Origin of the sequence: Micromonospora arida (assembly GCF_042873195.1) — a bacterium.
Lineage (GTDB): Bacteria > Actinomycetota > Actinomycetes > Mycobacteriales > Micromonosporaceae > Micromonospora > Micromonospora arida.
The window spans coordinates 130,418-149,763 of the sequence record NZ_JBIALC010000009.1; the positions used below are offsets into that span (position 1 = coordinate 130,418).

A 19,346-nucleotide genomic window follows, 5' to 3' on the forward strand; every position below is an offset into this window, starting at 1 on the left:
GGGGGAGTGGAGTTCACCAAGGGCCACGGCACCGGCAACGACTTCGTCATCCTTCCCGACCCGGACGGTCAGCTCGAGCTGACTCCGGAGCTGGTCGCGGCGCTCTGCGACCGGCGTCGGGGCATCGGCGCGGACGGCGTACTGCGGGTGGTCCGCGCGGCCAAGCATCCGGACGGCGCGGGTCTGGCCGGCGAGGCCGAGTGGTTCATGGACTACTGGAACGCCGACGGCTCGTTCGCCGAGATGTGCGGCAACGGCGCCCGGGTCTTCGTGCGCTACCTGCTCGACACCGGCTTGGCCACGCCCGCAGGCGCGGCGCTGCCGGTGGCCACCCGGGCCGGCGTCGTGCGCGCGCTGGTCGAGGGCGACACCGTGTCCGTCGAGATGCGCCGACCCCAGGTGTACGACAGCTCCGCCGCCACCCTCGGCGGACTGACCCTGACCGGTGCGGTGGTGGACGTCGGCAACCCGCACCTGGTCTGCGTGCTGCCGGCCGGCGTGGATTTGTCGGCGTTGGACCTGACCGTCGCGCCCGGGTTCGACCCGTCGGTCTTCCCGAGCGGGGTGAACGTGGAGTTCATCGTGGCGGGCGACCCGGTCGACGGCACCGACGAGCACACCCTGATGCGGGTGTACGAGCGCGGCAGCGCCGAGACGCTGTCCTGCGGCACCGGTGCCTGCGCGGTGGGCGCGGTGGCGCTGCGCGACGCCGGCCGGGACACCGGAGTGGTCGCGGTCGACGTGCCCGGCGGCCGCCTGACGGTGACGGTCACCGAGAACTCCTGCTGGCTTTCCGGCCCCGCCGTCCTGGTAGCCACCGGCGAACTGAACCCAACAACCCTCCACCCCTAAAGCGCCCCCACCCCCACCCCCACCCCCACCCGTGTTGATCAAGAGGTTTGCGTCAGGGACTACGCGAAACCTGACGCAAACCTCTTGATCAACGGCGTGGCCGGTGGGCGGTTCGCGCCTTACGGGGTGGCGCTGGCGTTTGCCGCGATCTCGGGGAGGTCCGCCGGGCCGGGGTCGGCGGCCGGGAGCGGGCTCGGGTTGTTCGCAGCGGCGCGGACGGCGGCGGCGACCGCCGGGGCGACCCGGGAGTCGAAGACGCTCGGCACGATCACCGTCGGGTTGATCTTGTCTTCGCCGACCACGTCCGCGATGGCCCGGGCGGCCGCGATGGCCATCTCCTCGGTGAACTCCTCGGCGTGCGCGTCCAGCATGCCGCGGAACACCCCGGGGAACGCGAGCACGTTGTTGATCTGGTTCGGCTGGTCCGAGCGGCCGGTGGCGACCACTGCGGCGTGCTTGCGCGCCTCCCGCGGGTCGACCTCCGGGTCCGGGTTCGCGAGGGCGAAGACGATCGAGTCCTTCGCCATCTGCGCGATGTCGTCGCCGGTGAGCAGGTTCGGCGCGCTGACCCCGATGAACACGTCGGCGCCGCGGATCGCGCCGGGCAGGTCGCCGGAGTAGTTCTCCTTGTTGGTGTTCTCCGCCAGCCACTGCCACGCCGAGTTGAGCCCGGTCTGCCCGCGGTGCAGGGCGCCCTCCCGGTCGTACGCGATGATGTCGCCGACGCCCTGGCGCAGCAGCAGCTTCATGATCGCGGTGCCGGCCGCGCCGGATCCGGAGACGACCACCCGGACGTCCTCGAGCCGCTTGCCCACCACCCGCAGCGCGTTGGTCAGCGCGGCCAGCACGCAGATCGCGGTGCCGTGCTGATCGTCGTGGAAGACCGGGATGTCCAGCGCCTCGCGCAGCCGGGCCTCGATCTCGAAGCAGCGCGGCGCGGCGATGTCCTCCAGGTTGATGCCGCCGTAGGCCGGCGCGATCGCCTTGACGATCTGCACGATCTCGTCGGTGTCCTGGGTGTCCAGCACCACCGGCCAGGCGTCCACCCCGCCGAAGCGCTTGAACAGCGCGGCCTTGCCCTCCATCACCGGCAGCGACGCGGCCGGGCCCAGGTTGCCCAGGCCGAGCACCGCCGAGCCGTCGCTGACCACCGCGACGGTGTTGCGCTTGATGGTCAGTCGCCGGGCGTCGGCCGGGTTCTCGGCGATCGCCATGCAGACCCGGGCCACCCCCGGGGTGTACGCGCGGGACAACTCGTCGCGGTTGCGCAGCGCGACCTTCGAGGTCACCTCGATCTTGCCGCCCAGGTGCAGCAGGAACGTCCGGTCCGACACCTTGCGCACGTCCACGCCGTCCAGCGCGGTCAGCGCGTCGACCACCTGGTCGGCGTGACCGGCGTCGGCGGTGTCGCAGGTCAGGTCGACGATCACGTGGGTCGGGTCCGAGTCCACCACGTCCAGCGCCGTGACGATCGCCCCGGCCTCGCCGACGGAGGTGGTGAGCCGGCCGATCGAGGAGGCGTCCGCGGTGACGGCGATCCGGATGGTGATCGAAAATCCGGCGCTGGGCAGTCGGGTGATGGCCACGGGATCCCTCCGTAACGGCTGTGCGGCCGCTCGGCCGCCGCCCGCATTTCTACCGGGTTGTCGCGGCCGACCAGCAATCGCCCCCACTTTTGGCGAGCTTCACCATGGGCATATAGCAGGTGCGTTCGGCGTTGTGTCATGTCAGGATTACGTTCTACTTATCAAAACGGACAGGAGAACCGCTTGCGAGACCAGGAGAGCTTTGTCCCCGTCGAGGACGAGCTCGACGACGTCACCACCGGCGAGATGGAGCTGTCGGAGCGGCAGTCCCTCCGACGCGTCCCGGGCCTGTCAACCGAGCTCACCGACGTCACCGAGGTGGAATACCGCCAGCTGCGGCTGGAGCGGGTCGTCCTGGTTGGCGTCTGGACCGAAGGCACTGTCACCGACGCGGAAAACTCGCTGACCGAGCTCGCCGCGCTGGCCGAGACCGCCGGGTCGCAGGTGCTCGAAGGGCTCATCCAACGTCGTACCCGACCCGACCCGGCCACGTACATCGGCCGAGGCAAGGTCGACGATCTTGGCGCGGTGGTGCTCTCCACCGGCGCCGACACGGTCATCTGTGACGGTGAGCTGTCCCCGTCGCAGCTGCGCAACCTGGAGCAGCGCACCAAGGTCAAGGTCGTCGACCGCACCGCGCTGATCCTCGACATCTTCGCCCAGCACGCCAAGAGCAAGGAAGGTAAGGCGCAGGTCGAGCTGGCGCAGCTCGAATACCTGCTGCCCCGACTGCGCGGTTGGGGTGAGACGCTCTCCCGGCAGACCGGTGGTTCCGGCCGGGGTGGTGGCGCCGGCGGCGGTGTGGGTGTTCGTGGTCCCGGTGAGACCAAGCTGGAGACCGACCGGCGGCGCATCCGTCACCGCATCTCCCGGCTGCGTCGCGAGATCAAGAGCATGAAGACGGTACGCGTGACCAAGCGCGCCCGGCGTTCCCGCAACGCCGTTCCCGCGGTCGCCATCGCCGGCTACACCAACGCCGGCAAGTCCAGCCTGCTCAACCGCCTGACCGGCGCGGGCGTGCTGGTGGAGAACGCGCTGTTCGCCACGCTGGACCCGACGACCCGCAAGGCCACCGCCTCGGACGGGCGGCTCTACACCCTCTCCGACACGGTCGGCTTCGTCCGACACCTTCCGCACCAGATCGTCGAGGCGTTCCGCTCGACGCTGGAGGAGGTCGCGGAGGCAGATCTGGTGGTGCACGTCGTGGACGGCACCCACCCGGATCCGGAGGAGCAGGTCCGGGCGGTCCACGCGGTGCTTGCCGAGGTCAGCGCGGACCGGCTCCCCGAGCTGTTGGTGGTCAACAAGACCGACGCGGCCGACGAGGACACTCTGCTGCGGCTCAAGCGGCTCTGGCCGGACGCGATCTTCGTGTCCGCCCACTCCGGGCGGGGCATGGACGAGCTGCGCACGGCGATCGAGGACCGGCTGCCGAGTCCGGCCGTGGAGGTCCGGGCCGTGCTGCCGTACGACCGGGGCGACCTGGTGGCTCGGGCGCACCGCACGGGTGAGGTGCTCAGCACGTCGCACCTGCCGGAGGGCACTCTGCTGCACGTCCGCGTCGGCGCGGAGCTGGCGGCGGAGCTGACGGCCTTCGACGTGGAGCGGCAAGGGCAGGCGGCCGGCAGCCGGTCCTGAGCGGCCACGGCGTCATCCACCGGAAACGCGCGGCATGCGACACTGGCCGAATGCGCCGCGTTGTTTCCTCGATCACGGTTGCCCTCGGCCTGCTCGGGGCAACCGTGGCGCTCGCCGGAGTCGCCGCAGCGGCTCCCGCCCCTGGGGCGTCCGGGCCGCCCGCCGCGAACCCTGGCCAGAAGCGATGCACGATCACCGACGAGCGGCTACGGGAGCTGTCCGGGCTGGTGGCCACCAAGAGTGGCTACATCGTCATCAACGACAGCACCGACGTCGCGGCGCGCAAGCGGGTGTTCTTCCTCGACAGCAAGTGCAAGATCTCGAAGGAACCGGTCCGCTACTCGGGGCAGGGTCCGTTCGACACCGAGGATCTCGCCCTGTCCAAGGACGGCCGCACCCTCTGGATCGCCGACACCGGTGACAACCCCGACTCGAAGGAGCGCCGCAGCCGCGTCGCGCTCTGGTCGATGCCGGTCAGCGGCGCCAAGGAGCCGACGCTGCACCGGCTCTCCTACCCCGAGGCCAAACCGCACGACGCTGAGGCGTTGCTCATCGGCGACGACGGAAAACCGCTGATCATCACCAAGGTGACCAGCGGCAAGGCCGAGATCTACACGCCGTCGGCGGCCCTCAGGAGCGGCGACACCGAGCCGGTGCCGATGCGTAAGGCCGGCGAGATCACGCTGCCGAAGACCCAGACGGAGAACACCCTCAACACGTTCGGCCGGATCGCCATCACCGGCGCATCCCGGGCACCGGACGGCTCCCGGGTGGTCCTGCGCACGTACGCGGACGCCTTCGAGTTCGACGTGACCGGTGGCGACATCGTGGGCGCGCTCACCACCGGCAAGCCGCGGGTGACGCCGCTGGCCGACCCCTTCGGCGAGGCCATCAGCTACACCTCGGACGGAAAGTCGTTCGTCACCGTCTCCGACGCGGGCCGGTTCACCGAAGACGAGCCGGTCGACATCCTCGGCTACACCCCGTCCACGTCGACCGCCGTGCCACTGGCCCCCGAGGACGGCGCCAAGCCGGCCGCCTCGAAATCGTGGACCGACGGGCTGAGCCTCGACGACATCACGTACATGGTCGGGGCGGTCGGGCTGATCGGCCTGCTGTTGGTCGCCGGCGGAATCTTCGGCATCGTTCGCGCCCGCCGTCGGCCGCCGACCGCTGACGCGTCCGACCCGTCGGAGCCGGACGGCGAGCCGTTCGGCCCGCGCGGTGGCCGCGCCGTTGACGGGTTCCCGGCTGACGATGACCGTAGGGGTGGTGTCTACGGAGGCGGCGCACCGGCCGGCGGCGCGGTCTACGGCGGTGGTGCGGGTCGTGGTGGCCCGGCCCCGGCGGGTGGTGCGGGTCGCGGTGGCCCGGCCCCGGCGGGTGGTGCCGTGTACGGCGGTGGCGGCCGGCCGGCCTCGGCTGACGGTGGTGCGCCACGACCCGACGGCGGCGGTGCTGGCGTCTACGGCGGCGGCGGTCGTCCCCCGGCTGGCGGCGGTGGCCGTCCCCCGGCTGGCGGCGGTGGTCGTCCCCCGGCCAGCGGTGGCGGTCGCCCCCCGGCCAGTGGCGGTGGCCGTCCCCCGGCCAGTGGCGGTGGCCGTCCCCCGGCCAGTGGCGGTGGCCGTCCCCCGGCCAGTGGCGGTGGCCGTCCGCAGGGCGGCGGCGGTGGCCGTCCCGGCGGTGGCGTGTACGGCGGCGACGGCGGTCAGCCCGGTCGCGCGGAGCCGCCACGGCGCGGAGGGCAGGAGCCCGACTACCGGGGTCAGCGGCCCGGCCGCCGCCGCGACGACGACGACGCGCCGGTAGACCCGTACGGGCAGTATCCCGGGGGCGGTCGCGGTCCCCGGGGCGACCGTTACTGATCGGACGCTGAGGGCGCTCAGCCGCCCTGACGAGCGGTGTGGGTGAGCGCTGTTGGCGCCCACCCGCCGATCGGTCAGATCCGGCGGAGCACCGCCACGACCCGGCCCATGATGGTGGCGTCGTCGCCGGGGATCGGGTCGAAGGCCGGGTTCTGTGGCATCAGCCAGACGTGCCCGTCGCGCCGCCGGTAGGTCTTCACGGTCGCCTCGCCGTCGAGCATGGCGGCCACGATCTCGCCGGAGTCGGCGGTCGGCTGCTGCCGGACGACCACCCAGTCGCCGTCGCAGATCGCCGCGTCGAGCATCGAGTCGCCCTTGACCTGGAGCATGAAGACCTCGCCCTCACCCACCAGCTCGCGGGGGAGCGGGAAGATGTCCTCCACGGCCTGCTCGGCGAGGATCGGCCCACCGGCGGCGATCCGACCGAGCATCGGCACGTACGCCGGGGTGGGCCGCTGTGCCCTCGACAGCTCGTCGTCGATCGCCTCGCTGGGGGCGCGGACGTCCACCGCGCGCGGCCGGTTCGGGTCGCGGCGCAGGAAGCCCTTCTTCTCCAACTCCTTGAGCTGGTAGGCGACGCTGGACGGCGACACCAGGCCGACCGCCTCGCCGATCTCGCGGACGCTCGGCGGGTAGCCGTGGCGTTCCACCCAGGTGCGGATGAACTCCAGGATGCGCCGCTGGCGCGCGGTCAGGTCGACTGTCGCCGGGTCGGGGAAGGCGCTGACCACCGGGGTGACCTGGCGCACGGCGGGCTGACCCGTCCGGCTGCGCGCGGCGCTGCGGCGTCGGGTGGCCGGCGGGCCCGCCTCGGTGATCTGCTGCGGGCTCTTCGGCCGGCTGGCCCGGTCCTCGGTCACGTCCGTCCTCCCTGGTCGGCGCTGGGTGCCTCGTCGGCTCGTGGTGCGTGCGGTGGTGCCACGTTGTTCATGACCGTATAGGTGAGATCAGTCATTTTCAAACATCTGTACGACCTCTCACCGGCGTGTCGGGGTGAAAAAGCGCTCCGGTCGTACGGATGTTCTGATAAATGGTACGTCAGGTAGCACTGGTGTTCGATCCTGGACCATTTTCCGGCCGTGTTCGGCCGGCTGGCCGGTAACCCGGGCGGCATCGTGACGTTGGGTCTTCGGGCGTTGTCCGGTGTGTGGATGACCGGATGGTCCGTGACGCGCCGGACACGCCGGCCAACTTGACCCGGGTTCCCCAGCGACATACGGTCAACCCCTAGATGTAGTAGTGACACGGGCGTAAGTTGCCTACAGGTTGGGTTTGACTACCGACCGCACTCCCGTAACGTCGATCACGGCGGGAGCCATCCGAGGATGGCACCGTCGCGGTGAGTCGTGCCCGGGGGCGTCCGGTGTGCTCGCAGTTGATCATTATTTGGAGGTGGGCGATGCGGTGTCCGTACTGCCGGCACGCTGACTCCCGGGTGGTCGACTCGCGGGAAGCCGACGACGGCCAACTCATCCGACGGCGGCGGTCCTGCCCGGAGTGCGGCAAGCGGTTCACCACCGTCGAGGAGGCGGTCCTCGCTGTCGTCAAGCGCAGCGGGGTGACCGAGCCGTTCAGCCGCACGAAGATCATCGGCGGGGTGCGTAAGGCGTGCCAGGGCCGGCCGGTGGACGACGACTCCCTCGCGCTGCTCGCGCAGCGGGTGGAGGAGTCGGTCCGGGCCAAGGGGGCCGCCGAGATCCCCAGCCACGACGTGGGCCTGGCGATCCTGGGTCCGCTACGCGACCTGGACGAGATCGCCTACCTGCGGTTCGCCAGCGTCTACCGCTCGTTCGACTCGCTCGCCGACTTCGAGCGCGAGATCGAGACGTTGCGGGCCGCGGCGCGAGCCCGGGAGCAGGACCGGGCCGATGCGGTGGAAACCGCCGGCCGTACCAGTTGAGTCTTCACAGTTTTTCAAGAGATTGGGACGCGCGGTGGGGCACCGCGCAGACGAGGGGGGCGACGGCGTGACAACTAGCCGTTCACGAAACAAGGCAGGCGCGGGGCTGAAGATCGAGCGGGTGTGGACGACCGAGGGGGTCCACCCGTACGACGAGGTCTCCTGGGAGCGCCGTGACGTCGTGATGACGAACTGGCGGGACGGCTCGATCAACTTCGAGCAGCGTGGGGTGGAGTTCCCGGAGTCGTGGAGCGTCAACGCGGCGAACATCGTCACCACCAAGTACTTCCGGGGAGCGGTGGGGACCCCGGAGCGCGAGTGGTCGCTCAGGCAGCTGATCGACCGGGTGGTCACCACCTACCGCACCGCGGGTGAGGAGTACGGCTACTTCGCCAGCCCTGCCGACGCCGAGGTCTTCGCGCACGAGCTGACCTGGATGCTGCTGAACCAGGTGTTCAGCTTCAACTCGCCGGTCTGGTTCAACGTCGGCACGCCGTCGCCGCAGCAGGTCAGCGCCTGCTTCATCCTGGCCGTCGACGACTCGATGGACTCGATCCTCGACTGGTACAAGGAGGAGGGGCTGATCTTCAAGGGCGGCTCCGGCTCCGGAGTCAACCTGTCGCGCATCCGCTCGTCCCGTGAGCTGCTCTCCTCCGGCGGCACCGCCTCCGGCCCGGTCAGCTTCATGCGCGGTGCGGACGCCTCCGCCGGCACCATCAAGTCCGGCGGCGCGACCCGCCGGGCGGCCAAGATGGTCATCATCGACGTGGACCACCCGGACATCGAAGAGTTCGTGGTCACGAAGGCGCGCGAGGAGGACAAGATCCGCGCGCTGCGTGACGCCGGGTTCGACATGGACCTCGGCGGCTCCGACATCGTCAGCGTGCAGTACCAGAACGCCAACAACTCGGTCCGCGTCTCCGACGAGTTCATGTCGGCGGTCGAGAACGGTAAGGGCTTCGACCTGCGCGGCCGGCTGGACGGCTCGGTGATCGACACCGTCGACGCCAAGAAGCTGTTCCGCACCATCTCGCAGGCCGCCTGGGAGTGCGCCGACCCGGGCCTGCAGTACGACGACACCATCAACGACTGGCACACCTGCCCGGAGACCGGGCGGATCACCGCGTCGAACCCGTGCTCGGAGTACCTGCACCTGGACAACTCCTCGTGCAACCTGGCCTCGCTCAACCTGATGAAGTTCCTCCGCGCCGACGGTGGCTTCGAGGTGGAGAAGTTCGTCAAGTCCGTCGAGTTCGTCATCACCGCGATGGACATCTCGATCTGCTTCGCGGACTTCCCGACCGAGAAGATCGGTGAGACGTCCCGCGCCTACCGGCAGCTCGGCATCGGCTACGCCAACCTGGGCGCCCTGCTGATGGCCACCGGCCTGCCGTACGACTCGGAGCAGGGCCGCTCGGTCGCCGCGTCGATCACGTCGCTGATGACCGGCACCGCCTACCGCCGTTCGGCCGAGCTGGCCGGCGTCGTCGGGCCGTACGACGGCTACGCCCGCAACGCCGAGCCGCACAAGCGGGTCATGCGCAAGCACGCCGCGGCCAACGACGAGATCAAGCCGACCAGCCCGGTGGCCACCGCGATCGTCCGCGAGGCGACCAAGCAGTGGACCCAGGGCAACAAGATCGGTGACAAGTTCGGTTGGCGCAACGCGCAGGCGAGCGTCCTCGCCCCGACCGGCACGATCGGCTTCATGATGGACTGCGACACGACCGGCGTGGAGCCGGACCTGGCGCTGGTCAAGTTCAAGAAGCTGGTCGGCGGCGGCTCGATGCAGATCGTCAACCAGACGGTGCCGCGCGCCCTGCGCAGCCTCGGCTACCCCGAGGAGCAGGTCGAGGCGATCGTCGAGCACATCGCCGACCACGGCCACGTGGTGGACGCCCCCGGCCTCAAGCCGGAGCACTACCCGGTCTTCGACTGCGCCATGGGGGAGCGGACGATCGCCCCGATGGGTCACGTTCGGATGATGGCGGCCATCCAGCCGTTCGTCTCCGGCGCCATCTCCAAGACGGTCAACATGCCGGAGGCGGCCACCGTCGAGGACGTCGAGAAGATCTACTTCGAGGGCTGGAAGCTCGGCCTCAAGGCGCTGGCGATCTACCGGGACAACTGCAAGGTCGGTCAGCCGCTGTCGGTGGCCAAGTCCAACAAGGCCACCGAGCCGGCCGCCGTCGAGACCGCAACGGCCGCGCCGGCCGCGGTCGAGAAGGTCATCGAGTACCGGCCGGTGCGTAAGCGCCTGCCGAAGAAGCGCCCGTCCGAGACGGTCAGCTTCTCCGTCGGTGGCGCCGAGGGCTACCTGACCGCGTCGTCCTACCCGGACGACGGCCTCGGTGAGGTCTTCCTGAAGATGTCCAAGCAGGGCTCGACCCTGGCCGGCGTGATGGACGCCTTCTCGGTGGCCATCAGCATCGGCCTGCAGTACGGCGTGCCGCTGGAGACGTTCGTCAGCAAGTTCACCAACATGCGCTTCGAGCCGGCCGGTATGACCGACGACCCGGACGTGCGGATGGCGGCCTCGGTGATGGACTACATCTTCCGTCGCCTGGCGCTGGACTTCCTGCCCTACGAGCGTCGCGCCGAGCTGGGCATCTTCACCGCCTCGGAGCGGGCCGCGCAGCTGCGGGCCGAGGCCGACGCGGAGGCCGCCGGCGTCACCGGCGCCGAGCTCACCGCGATGGCATCGTCCGCGCCGGTGGAGACCCCGGCCAAGCCGGAGGCTGTCGCCCAGCCGGCCCAGGAGATGGCCGACGTGGCCGCCGCCAAGCCGGCGCCGAGCGTGGGTTCCAGCACCGAACTGCTGGAGGCCGTGATCGGCAAGGCCGCCGACGCGCCGCTCTGCTTCACCTGCGGTACGAAGATGCGGCCCGCCGGTAGCTGCTACGTCTGCGAGGGCTGCGGCTCCACCAGCGGCTGCAGCTGACGTACGCGAAACGCGGCGCTGCCCCGGTCTCCTTGCTGGAGGTCGGGGCAGCGCCGTTTCCAGGTAGCGGTCCGCCCGGTGTTGCCATGATCAGGTGATGAAAAATAGGTGTCAGGGGCCTTCTCCTACCTACTTTTCATCACCTGATCATCACAGGTCGAGAGGAAGTTCGACCAGGGCTGGCCGCTGAATCTCAGGACCGGGTCGGCGATCAGCTTTTGGCGCTGCATCCGGGCTGCGGCACCAGCGTTTCCTGGGCTGGGTCCGATGACCGGGCTACTGGCTTGCGCGTTCGGCGGCCCGCACGGCATTGCGGAACAGCATGGCGACGGTGGTCGGGCCGACTCCGCCGACCCGGGGCGTGATCGCGCCGGCGACCTCGGCGCACGCTTCGTCCACATCCGGTAGGAGGCGCCGCCCGTCGTAGCGGACGCCGGCGCCGATGACGACCGCGCCGGGCTTGACGTGCTCTGGCTTCACGATCCCGGGTACGCCGGCGGCGGCGACGAGGATGTCGGCGCGGCGGGTGTAGCGGGCCCAGTCCGGCACACCGGTGTGTACGACGGTGACGGCGGCGTTCGCGGTCGGGCGCTTCTGGGCGAGCAGCATCGCCAGGGGCCGGCCCAGGGTGGCGCCCCGGCCGAGGATCACGACCTCACGACCGGCGACGGGGATCTCGTAGTACGCCAGGAGGGCTTCGATGCCGGCGGGGGTGCAGGGCAGCGGGCCGGGCAGGCCGACGGCGAGACGCCCCATGTTCAGCGGATGCATGCCGTCGACGTCCTTGTCCGGGTCGATGGTCTGCAGCGCCGCGTCGTAGTCCAGATGCCCCGGCACGGGGTACTGCACGAGCAGCCCGTGTACGGCCGGATCAGTGTTGAACCGGGCGATGGCCTGGTGCAGTTCGGCCTGGCTGGCGGTGGCAGGCAGATGCACGTGCGGGGAGGCGAACCCGAGCGCGGCGGCCTGACGCTGCTTGATGGCGATGTAGCCGGCGCTGGCGTCGTCGTCGCCGACGAGGATGGTGGCGAGGCTCGGTGTGATGCCGCGGCTGCGCAGGCGGGCGGCAGCGTCGGCGGTCTCGGCCAGGACGGCTTCGGCGACGGGTGCACCCGGCAGAAGTCGGGCCGTGCCTGATGGGGTGTGGTGCCCGGCGGATTCGCTGGTCGTGGTCATGACGGTTCCTCGACGCAGGCGCCCAGGCGGTCGACGCCCGCGAGAGGCTCCCCGATGGTTCCACCATCCCCGTGCCGCCAGTCGCCGGTGGTTCGATAATGCCGCATCACCAGGGTGGCTGCCCAGTTGGGCCAGCAGCGCCGCCGCCGGCGCCGGGGCGGGCCGTTCGGTAACACTCGTGCTCCGCCTTACGAAGAAGGGGTGTGAAGGCTACGAGGGAGGACGGCCTGTGAATGAGCCGAACCGAGCCGATGACGACATTTCTGGCATCGGAGCCGATCCGGTGGCCTTCGAGGTCTTCTACCGGCGGCACCTGGAGGCGGTGGGTCGGTTTGTGGCACGGCGGGTGGACGACCCACACCTCGCCGCCGACCTGACCGCCGACGTCTTCCTGGCGGTGATCGAGTCGGCGGCCGGCTACCGGCCGGAGCGGGGTAGCCAGATCGGCTGGCTGTACGGGGTGGCCCGCAACGTCATCGGCGACGAGCGGCGTCGAGCGGCCCAACGGCTGCGGGTGACCGGCCGGCTGGCCGGACGGCGGGACCTGGGCCCCGATGACATCGCCCGCATCGAGGAGCGGATCGACGCCGAGTCGGCGGCCCGCCGCACCCATCGGGCGCTGAGCGAGCTGCCCGAGGGCACCCGGACGCTTGTCGAACTCGTCGCCGTGGACGGCCTCACCGTCGCGGAGGCGGCGGCGGTGCTCGGGGTGTCGCCGGTCGCCGCTCGGGTCCGCCTGCATCGTGCCCGCCGCGTCGTACGCGCCGTGCTTGCCCGTCCGACCACCACCCTCGCTTGATGAGACGGAGATGACGCCATGAACAAGATCGATCAGTCGCCGCAGGGTTTCGAGGAGCAGCTCCTCAGGGATCTGACGGCACACGTCACCCGGCGGGCCGAGATGGTGTCAGCGACCCATCCGGCCGGACGCCGTACCCGGTTCCTGCGCGGTTGGCGCCTGGCCGGAGCGTTCGGGCTCGCAGTGACGCTGACCGCCGGTGCGTTGGCGGTCCAGACCATCAGGGTGGGCGACGAGCCGCCGCCGACGGCCAGCGCGTCGGAGATCTTCCATCTGGCGGCCGACGCGGCCCGGCAGCAGCCGGAGCTCACCGCCCGACCCGACCAGTACGTCTTCACGGAATACCTGGTGACGATCCGGGACCTGCCGGACAGCGGCCCCTACCGAACGGTGCGCAGGCAACTGTGGCAGTCGGCCGGGGGAGTCGCGCACACGCAGGGACGTAGTCGACCGGAAGACGATCCGAACGGGTGGAGCGAGCTGAGGGTGATCCGCATGGGCGATCCCGCCGACCCCGACAAGGAACTCGACGCGTTCCCGCCGCCCGCGTACCACGGCGACCTACCCACCGATCCGGAAACGCTGCTCCGATACCTTCGGGAAAACCCGGTCGACCTGCACCTTCCCGAAGCAGCCGACGAGAAGGCCGTCTACGGGGGCGAGAGCATGCCGTACACCACGGCCCGGTCGATGCTCGACGGCTACGTGCCGCCCCGCGCGCTGGCGGCGCTGTTCGAACTGTTGGCACGGGAGCCCGGAGCGACAGTCATCTCCGGCAACGTGTCGGACGCTGCCGGCCGACACGGGGTAGCCATCCGGATGCCCGGCGTCATCGGTGCGAACATCGACTTGATCTTCGACCGGAACACCCACATCTTCCTCGGCAACCGTGACTCCCTGGTGCGCAACGGCAAGGAGTCGCTGTTCTGGACTGCCGCGCACCTGCGGATCGCAATCGTCGACCGGCCGGGCCAGTTGCCGTGAGTGCTCTGACGTGGCTCGGGTCGGTCAGGGCTGGGCGAACAGCGGGCCGTAGTTCGAGCGGAACATCTGCTCGCCGAGGCGGCGCATGACCAGGTCGCGCAGCGCGGGAGGGAGCCCGGTGGCCTTGTCGCGGCGGTGGGTCTGGCTGAGCACCCATCCGGTGCGTGGGCGTCGCCGCGCCTCGTACCCGCGCAGGGCCTCGGCAATGGACCCGGCGGTGGCCAACGACGAGGCGAGCACGACCGCGTCCTCCAGGGCCATCGCCGCGCCCTGGGCCATGTTCGGCGAGGTGGCGTGCGCGGCGTCGCCGATCAGCAGCACCGGCCCCCGGAACCAGGAGTCGAGGACGACCTCCTGGTTCGGCCCGGCGTGCAGGGTGCTGTCGTCGTAGTCGAGGGCCTTGAGCATGGTGGTGACCGGCTCGGTGAACGTCGCGGCCAGCTCGTCGCGCCAGCCGGGCCGGTCGGCCACCGGGCCGTCGTTGTAGTAGCAGTACGTCTGCTCGGAGCTGATCGGGATGGTCAGGAACTGCCTGCCGCGCCCCAACTGCACCGACCAGACCGGCTCGTCGTCGACGCGGGGAGCAACCCACCGGTACGCGTACTGGCCGAGGTCGCGGGCCGCCTGACCGTCGAAGGCGAGCCGGCGGACCGCCGAGTTCACTCCGTCGGCGCCGAGCACCAGGTCGTACCGTTCGGTGGCACCGTCGTCGAACTCGACGGCGACCTGGTCGCCCTCCGCCACGAGCGCGACCGGTTGGCGGCCCCAGCGGATCGGGGCGTCGCCGACGCCGTCGAGCAGCGCCCGGTGCAGCTGCGCCCGGGGCAGCGACACGCACGGCCCGACGCCCTGCCACAGCGCGGCCACGTCGATGTCGAAGAGGCGACGCCCGCGCTGGTTGGCGCTGCGCTGCCGGCTGATCTCCACGGCGACGTCGACGACCGGCTCGGCCAGACCGAGTACGTCGAGCATCCGGGCGGCGTTGCCGGTGAGGTAGATCCCGGTGCCGGAGTCGGTCGCCGCGGACGCCCGCTCGACCACGTCGATCGTCGCGCCCCACTCGCGCAGCGCCGCCACCGTCGCCAGTCCGGCGACACCCCCACCGACGATCAGTACCCGGACACCGTCACCCCGCACGACACGTACCTCCATTGCTCAGGCCGCCTGAGCTGCTGCTCAACGAGCCGGCCGCCGCAGCACTCTACGAGGCGGGTGAGCCAGCGCACGGGAATGGGGGCTGAATTACCGAGGAATGGGCTGCGACGATGAGGCATGACGACCGCTGAGACGTACGCCGAGTTCGGCAGCCGCGAGGCGCGCGGAGTGTCGCCCACGTATGAGCGCCTGTCGCAGGCCGTCGCCCGCGACGACGATCTCCTCACCCTGCTGGACGGGCTTCCGCCGGCCAAGCGGCAGCCGAATCTGCTGTTCGGCGTCGTTCGCTGGCTCGGCGGCCCGGTCGACGACCCGGCCGCGTTCCACGACTACGTGGTGACGCACTGGCCGGCCATCGAGACGCAGATGCGCACCCGGGCGACCCAGACGAACGAGGCGGGCCGGTGCGCGGTCCTGCTGCCGGTGCTCGCCGCGTTGCCGCAGCCCCTCGCCCTGCTGGAGGTTGGCGCCTCGGCCGGGCTCTGCCTCTACCCCGACCGCTACGCGTACCGCTACGGCGACCATCGGGTCGGCTCCGGTGAGCTGGTCCTCGACTGCGCGGCCGACGGGTTGGCGCCGCCGGCCCGCGTACCCCAGGTGGTGTGGCGGGCCGGCCTGGACCTCAACCCGCTCGACGTGACCGACCCCGACGACGTGTCCTGGTTGGACGCTCTGATCTGGCCGGAGCACGCCCACCGGCGGGCCCGGCTGCGCGCCGCGGCGGCGGTCGCCGCGGCCGACCCGCCGCTGCTGGTCCGCGGCGACCTGGTGGACGACCTGTCGGCGCTGGCCGCGCGGGCGCCGACCGACGCGACGCTGGTGGTCTTTCACACGTCCGTGCTCTATCAGGTGCCGCCCCCGCGCCGAGACGCGTTCGTCCGGTTGGTCCGCGAGCTGCCGGGGCACTGGGTGGCGAACGAGGGGCCGGCGGTGCTCCGGTACGACGGGCTGCCCGACCCGCCGAGCGACGTGCTGCACAACGTCCTCGCGCTCGACGGAAAGCCGCTCGCCTGGGCCAGAGGCCACGGCCAGGCGTTGACCTGGTTCGGCTGACGTCACCAAGCCGCTCTTGCGACGCGGTCAGCTCAACGAGCCGGCCCGGGCATCCGGTGGCGCAGGGCCCGGATGAACCAGTCCACAGCAGGAACCGTCGCATCGCCGGCGGGCCAGCCGTTGAGCACCGCCAACAGGTCGAGGTAGCGGTCCCGGCGCGGGTCGTTGGCCGGCACCAGCCGTTCGAGCAACCGCCGACGCAGGTCGGCCTCGTCGGAGTGACCGTGCAGGCTCGCGTACCGGTTGGTGACGGCTGCGATTACCGGATCGGCGTCCGGGCTGCCCGGGTCGAGACCAGCGGCGAGGGCGGGGGCCACCGCGTCCCGGACCACCGCGACGGCGTCCGGGCGGGGCAGCCCCGGGACGTCGTGGTCGGCGGCGTGCTGTCGCGCCAGCCGCCGCATCCGGGCCTGGAACGCGGGGTCCCGGCACAACTCGGCCAGCTCCAGCCACGCCTCGATCTGCTCGGTGCTGGGGTCGTCGGGAAGCTCCGGCGTCAACGAGACGATCACACCCGGGTATGCGGGCTGGTCGCCGAGGCCGGCGAAGACGCTGTCCAGGAAGTCGGTCACCAACTGCCCGCGTTCGCGGTCGGTGAGCTGGGCCAGCCGGTGCAGCTCGTCCACCTCGCCCGGGCCCGACCCACGCCTGGCCGCGACGGTGAGCACCGCCTGGCGCAGCCGCAGCACCCGGATCTGCACGGCCAACGCCTCGGCGTGCGCGGCGGCGACCTCGTGCAGGGGTACCTCGTGATCCACCACCCGCCGGATGGTGGCCAGGTCCAGGCCCAGGTCACGCAGCGTCCGGACCAGCTCCAACCGGGCCACGGCCGCCGGGCCGTACCGCCGGTAGCCGGCCGCGCTCCGGTCCGTCGGCGGTACGACCCCGCTGTCGGCGTAGTACCGGATGGTCTTGACGCTCAGGCCGGTCCGTCGGGCCAGGTCGCCGATCGTGTGAAACGTCTGCCCGCTCATGCCCCCACCTTCGCGTCTCCCCCCGGTGGAGACTCAAGCCGCCGCGCTCATCGGTCAGCGGACCCGCTCGTGGCGGAGCAGGACCACGCCGTTGCCGAAGACCCGGCTCTCCACCAGCCGCAGACCGGCCGGGGTCTCGGCGTCGGGGAAGAGTCGACGGCCCCGACCGAGCAACACCGGGTGGACGTAGATCCGGTACTCGTCGATCAGGTCGTGCCGGGCGAACGTCGCGGCCAGGTCGGCCCCGCCGAGCGCCAGGTCGCCGCCCGGTTCGGCGGTGAGCTTGCGGACCTGCTCGACGTCGACCTCGTGCACGACAGTGGCGTTCCAGTCGGCGTGGTCGAGGGTGCGCGAGTAGACGATCTTCGGCATGTCCCGCCAGATCCGGGCGAACTCGCGCTCCGGGCCGGTGGCGGTCGGGTCCTGATCGGCGGTCGGCCAGTAGGCTGCCATCAGTTCGTGGCTGACCCGGCCGCTGAGGAACCCGCCCATCGGGGCGATCACGTCGTTGAAGTGCTGGTGCAACTCCTCGTCGACCTGGTGCCAGCCGATGTCGCCGCCCGGGCCCTCGAAGAACCCGTCCAACGACAGACTCATCTGCACAACGATCTTCCGCATCGTTTCCCTCCGTATGCGTCGACGGGTGTCGAACCCGATCGTCGTCGGACCGTACGACGAAACGACCGCTCACCGCGACGACGCCGGAGGTATGTCGGGTGTCGGGGCAGCGGGAGGCCGATCACGACCGGTACCTAGACTGCTGCGGTGAGCGGAGAGCCGAAACCCCTGGCCGACCGGCCGCTCACCGAGCCGCACCCGTCCCGGCTGCCGTCCGAACACCCCGACCGGGCCCGGATCCTCGCCGCGCACACCGCCGCGCTGGCCGCCGGCGAGGCCGGTTACCTCGACCCGGCGAGCGGGCTGTTCGTGCTCAGCGCCGGGTTCCTGGCCCGCCGCGGCACGTGCTGCGGGCGCGGCTGTCGGCACTGTCCGTACGTGGATGATCCACCCTCGGAACAGGCGTAGACGAGGACTTCCGCGCGACACCGACACCCCGTACGGTGTCCGACGGACACCTGGCGGGCGCCTTCCGCCGTCGGTCGGCGAGAGGGTGGAGTGTGCGCGGGCGGATCGTGATCGCCGGGCTTGCCGGGCTGCTGGTGAGTGGCTGTGCCGACGAGGCGGAACCGGCGGCGGTGCCGCCGCCGGTTCCGATCGCGGTGGACGTGGCGGCGGCCTCCTCGGGCGGCGCCTGCCGCCTGCTGGACTTCGCGGTGATCGAGCAGGTGGTGAAGGTCCGCTTCGACGTGGCGGCGGCCAGCGAGCAGGGCGACACCCACACCTGTGTGGTGCGGGCCGCGGGTGCCACCCTGCCGGAGCTGACGCTCAGCGTGACCGAGACCACTATCGACAAGGCCAGCTTCGGCGCGGACGTGGTGCCGGACAAGGCGGCGAAGGTCACCGGGCTGGGTCAGCAGGCGTACAAGCGGACCACCGCCGCGGCGAGCGGGCACGGGCCGGTCGCCGAGGTGGGCTGGCTGGCCGGCGACGGACGGCTGGCCACGGTGAGCTGGACCACGCCCCGTGGCAGTGAGCGCTCGGCGGTGGAGAAGCTGACCGGTGACCTGACCGCGTTGGCGAAAAAGGTGGACACCCGGGCGTTGTGACGCCCGGGTGCCCGATTGGTCAGTTGGCGGCGACGAAGACCCGGGAGGCGACCTCGCGGGGCAGCCGCACCCGGTCACCGGAGCGGTCGATCGACACCCCGTCGCGCTCCTGCGCCACGGTCACCGTGGCGCCCGGGTCGACACCAGCGGCGTGCAGTTGGCGCAGCACGTCGGCGTCCTTCTGCACGCTCTCGCAGATGCGGCGCACCACGACCGACCCGGAGAGGCCGGGGAAGGCCAGGTTGCGCTCGCCCTCGGCGGCCTCGGTGGTCTCCGCCGCCGGCGAACCCAGCTCCTGAAGCCCGGGGATCGGGTTGCCGTACGGGGACCGGGTCGGCCGGTTGAGCAGGTCGTAGACCCGCTTCTCCACCGCGTCGCTCATCACGTGCTCCCAGCGGCAGGCCTCCTCGTGGGCCTCCTCGTAGGGCATCCCGATGACGTTGACCAGCAGCAGTTCGGCGAGGCGGTGCTTGCGCATCACGGACACGGCGCTGCCGCGACCCAGGGCGGTGAGCGTCAGGTGCCGGTCTCCCTCGACGGTGAGCAGGCCGTCGCGCTCCATCCGGGCGACGGTCTGGCTCACTGTGGGGCCACTCTGCTGCAGCCTTTCGGCGATCCGGGCACGCAGCGGTGGCACCCCCTCTTCTTCCAACTCGAGGATGGTGCGCAGGTACATTTCGGTCGTGTCGACCAGGTCGTGAGACTTCATAAGGTCAGCGGCCCTCCGATGCACGATGTTACCTCGGGGAACGGCTG

General features: G+C 71.0%; 17 protein-coding genes and 1 riboswitch. Of the genes, 10 read left to right on the plus strand and 7 right to left on the minus strand.

The features are described 5' to 3' along the window. Positions 1-6 precede the first annotated feature (6 nt). Entirely contained in the window at positions 7-852 is an 846-nt protein-coding gene (gene dapF, locus ACFYP0_RS24565; RefSeq protein ID WP_356976983.1) for a diaminopimelate epimerase, read from the plus strand. A gap of 119 nt (positions 853-971) precedes the next feature. Here the strand turns inward: dapF and ACFYP0_RS24570 are convergent, their stop codons facing one another. After that, positions 972-2,438: an NAD-dependent malic enzyme gene (locus ACFYP0_RS24570; protein WP_356976985.1), complete on the minus strand. Its 1,467-nt coding sequence runs from the start codon at positions 2,436-2,438 to the stop codon at positions 972-974. A gap of 183 nt (positions 2,439-2,621) precedes the next feature. Here ACFYP0_RS24570 and hflX point away from each other — a divergent pair, with 183 nt between their 5' ends. Both hflX and ACFYP0_RS24580 read left to right on the plus strand, forming a co-directional pair. Further along, complete coding sequence (hflX, locus tag ACFYP0_RS24575; protein ID WP_356976987.1) at positions 2,622-4,076, plus strand: GTPase HflX; 1,455 nt, start codon at positions 2,622-2,624, stop codon at positions 4,074-4,076. A 50-nt stretch (positions 4,077-4,126) separates the two neighbouring features. Then, entirely contained in the window at positions 4,127-5,941 is a 1,815-nt protein-coding gene (locus ACFYP0_RS24580; protein WP_386997691.1) for a hypothetical protein, read from the plus strand. Between the two features lie 74 nt (positions 5,942-6,015). Here ACFYP0_RS24580 and lexA read toward each other — a convergent pair whose 3' ends face one another. Beyond that, positions 6,016-6,801, minus strand: a complete 786-nt coding sequence (gene lexA / locus ACFYP0_RS24585) for a transcriptional repressor LexA (RefSeq protein WP_030337371.1) — start codon at positions 6,799-6,801, stop codon at positions 6,016-6,018. Positions 6,802-7,340: 539 nt separating this feature from the next. Here lexA and nrdR point away from each other — a divergent pair. Further along, a complete protein-coding gene (gene nrdR, locus ACFYP0_RS24590) occupies positions 7,341-7,841 on the plus strand; it encodes a transcriptional regulator NrdR (RefSeq protein WP_356976991.1) in 501 nt (166 codons plus the stop codon). Positions 7,842-7,908: 67 nt separating this feature from the next. Further along, entirely contained in the window at positions 7,909-10,782 is a 2,874-nt protein-coding gene (locus ACFYP0_RS24595; protein WP_386997693.1) for a vitamin B12-dependent ribonucleotide reductase, read from the plus strand. Between the two features lie 276 nt (positions 10,783-11,058). Here the strand turns inward: ACFYP0_RS24595 and ACFYP0_RS24600 are convergent, their stop codons facing one another. Continuing rightward, complete coding sequence (locus ACFYP0_RS24600) at positions 11,059-11,958, minus strand: bifunctional 5,10-methylenetetrahydrofolate dehydrogenase/5,10-methenyltetrahydrofolate cyclohydrolase (protein WP_356976993.1); 900 nt, start codon at positions 11,956-11,958, stop codon at positions 11,059-11,061. A gap of 13 nt (positions 11,959-11,971) precedes the next feature. Continuing rightward, positions 11,972-12,053: riboswitch (ZMP/ZTP riboswitch) on the minus strand. Between the two features lie 134 nt (positions 12,054-12,187). On the opposite strand from ACFYP0_RS24600, the gene ACFYP0_RS24605 reads away from it, so the two are divergent. Both ACFYP0_RS24605 and ACFYP0_RS24610 read left to right on the plus strand, forming a co-directional pair. Next, on the plus strand, positions 12,188-12,757 hold the full coding sequence (locus tag ACFYP0_RS24605) for an RNA polymerase sigma factor (protein ID WP_356976995.1): 570 nt from the start codon (positions 12,188-12,190) through the stop codon (positions 12,755-12,757). A gap of 18 nt (positions 12,758-12,775) precedes the next feature. Next, on the plus strand, positions 12,776-13,741 hold the full coding sequence (locus ACFYP0_RS24610) for a CU044_5270 family protein (RefSeq protein ID WP_386997696.1): 966 nt from the start codon (positions 12,776-12,778) through the stop codon (positions 13,739-13,741). Between the two features lie 24 nt (positions 13,742-13,765). Here ACFYP0_RS24610 and ACFYP0_RS24615 read toward each other — a convergent pair whose 3' ends face one another. Next, positions 13,766-14,878 (minus strand): FAD-dependent monooxygenase, encoded by a 1,113-nt coding sequence (locus tag ACFYP0_RS24615; protein ID WP_355501924.1) that lies wholly within the window; start codon positions 14,876-14,878, stop codon positions 13,766-13,768. A gap of 135 nt (positions 14,879-15,013) precedes the next feature. Here ACFYP0_RS24615 and ACFYP0_RS24620 point away from each other — a divergent pair, with 135 nt between their 5' ends. Then, the gene (locus ACFYP0_RS24620) at positions 15,014-15,949 is read left to right on the plus strand and encodes a DUF2332 domain-containing protein (protein ID WP_386997698.1); all 936 of its coding nucleotides are present in this window, start codon (positions 15,014-15,016) and stop codon (positions 15,947-15,949) included. A 32-nt stretch (positions 15,950-15,981) separates the two neighbouring features. Here ACFYP0_RS24620 and ACFYP0_RS24625 read toward each other — a convergent pair whose 3' ends face one another. Both ACFYP0_RS24625 and ACFYP0_RS24630 read right to left on the minus strand, forming a co-directional pair. Continuing rightward, on the minus strand, positions 15,982-16,923 hold the full coding sequence (locus ACFYP0_RS24625) for a MerR family transcriptional regulator (RefSeq protein WP_386997700.1): 942 nt from the start codon (positions 16,921-16,923) through the stop codon (positions 15,982-15,984). Between the two features lie 54 nt (positions 16,924-16,977). Then, positions 16,978-17,541, minus strand: a complete 564-nt coding sequence (locus ACFYP0_RS24630) for a dihydrofolate reductase family protein (RefSeq protein ID WP_356977005.1) — start codon at positions 17,539-17,541, stop codon at positions 16,978-16,980. Between the two features lie 147 nt (positions 17,542-17,688). Here ACFYP0_RS24630 and ACFYP0_RS24635 point away from each other — a divergent pair, with 147 nt between their 5' ends. After that, complete coding sequence (locus tag ACFYP0_RS24635; protein WP_356977007.1) at positions 17,689-17,949, plus strand: DUF5522 domain-containing protein; 261 nt, start codon at positions 17,689-17,691, stop codon at positions 17,947-17,949. Between the two features lie 92 nt (positions 17,950-18,041). After that, entirely contained in the window at positions 18,042-18,590 is a 549-nt protein-coding gene (locus tag ACFYP0_RS24640) for a hypothetical protein (protein WP_356977009.1), read from the plus strand. A gap of 19 nt (positions 18,591-18,609) precedes the next feature. On the opposite strand, the gene ACFYP0_RS24645 is transcribed toward ACFYP0_RS24640, so the two are convergent. Beyond that, positions 18,610-19,299, minus strand: a complete 690-nt coding sequence (locus ACFYP0_RS24645; protein WP_091400569.1) for a metal-dependent transcriptional regulator — start codon at positions 19,297-19,299, stop codon at positions 18,610-18,612. Positions 19,300-19,346 lie beyond the last annotated feature (47 nt).

Coding starts and splice junctions, on each gene's coding strand:
- ACFYP0_RS24580 (WP_386997691.1), top strand. CDS start 4,127: ATGCGCCGCGTTGTTTCCTCGATCACGGTTGCCCTCGGCCTGCTCGGG.
- ACFYP0_RS24625 (WP_386997700.1), bottom strand. CDS start 16,923: ATGAGCGGGCAGACGTTTCACACGATCGGCGACCTGGCCCGACGGACC.
- ACFYP0_RS24600 (WP_356976993.1), bottom strand. CDS start 11,958: ATGACCACGACCAGCGAATCCGCCGGGCACCACACCCCATCAGGCACG.
- ACFYP0_RS24630 (WP_356977005.1), bottom strand. CDS start 17,541: ATGCGGAAGATCGTTGTGCAGATGAGTCTGTCGTTGGACGGGTTCTTC.
- nrdR (WP_356976991.1), top strand. CDS start 7,341: ATGCGGTGTCCGTACTGCCGGCACGCTGACTCCCGGGTGGTCGACTCG.
- ACFYP0_RS24620 (WP_386997698.1), top strand. CDS start 15,014: ATGACGACCGCTGAGACGTACGCCGAGTTCGGCAGCCGCGAGGCGCGC.
- ACFYP0_RS24610 (WP_386997696.1), top strand. CDS start 12,776: ATGAACAAGATCGATCAGTCGCCGCAGGGTTTCGAGGAGCAGCTCCTC.
- ACFYP0_RS24645 (WP_091400569.1), bottom strand. CDS start 19,299: ATGAAGTCTCACGACCTGGTCGACACGACCGAAATGTACCTGCGCACC.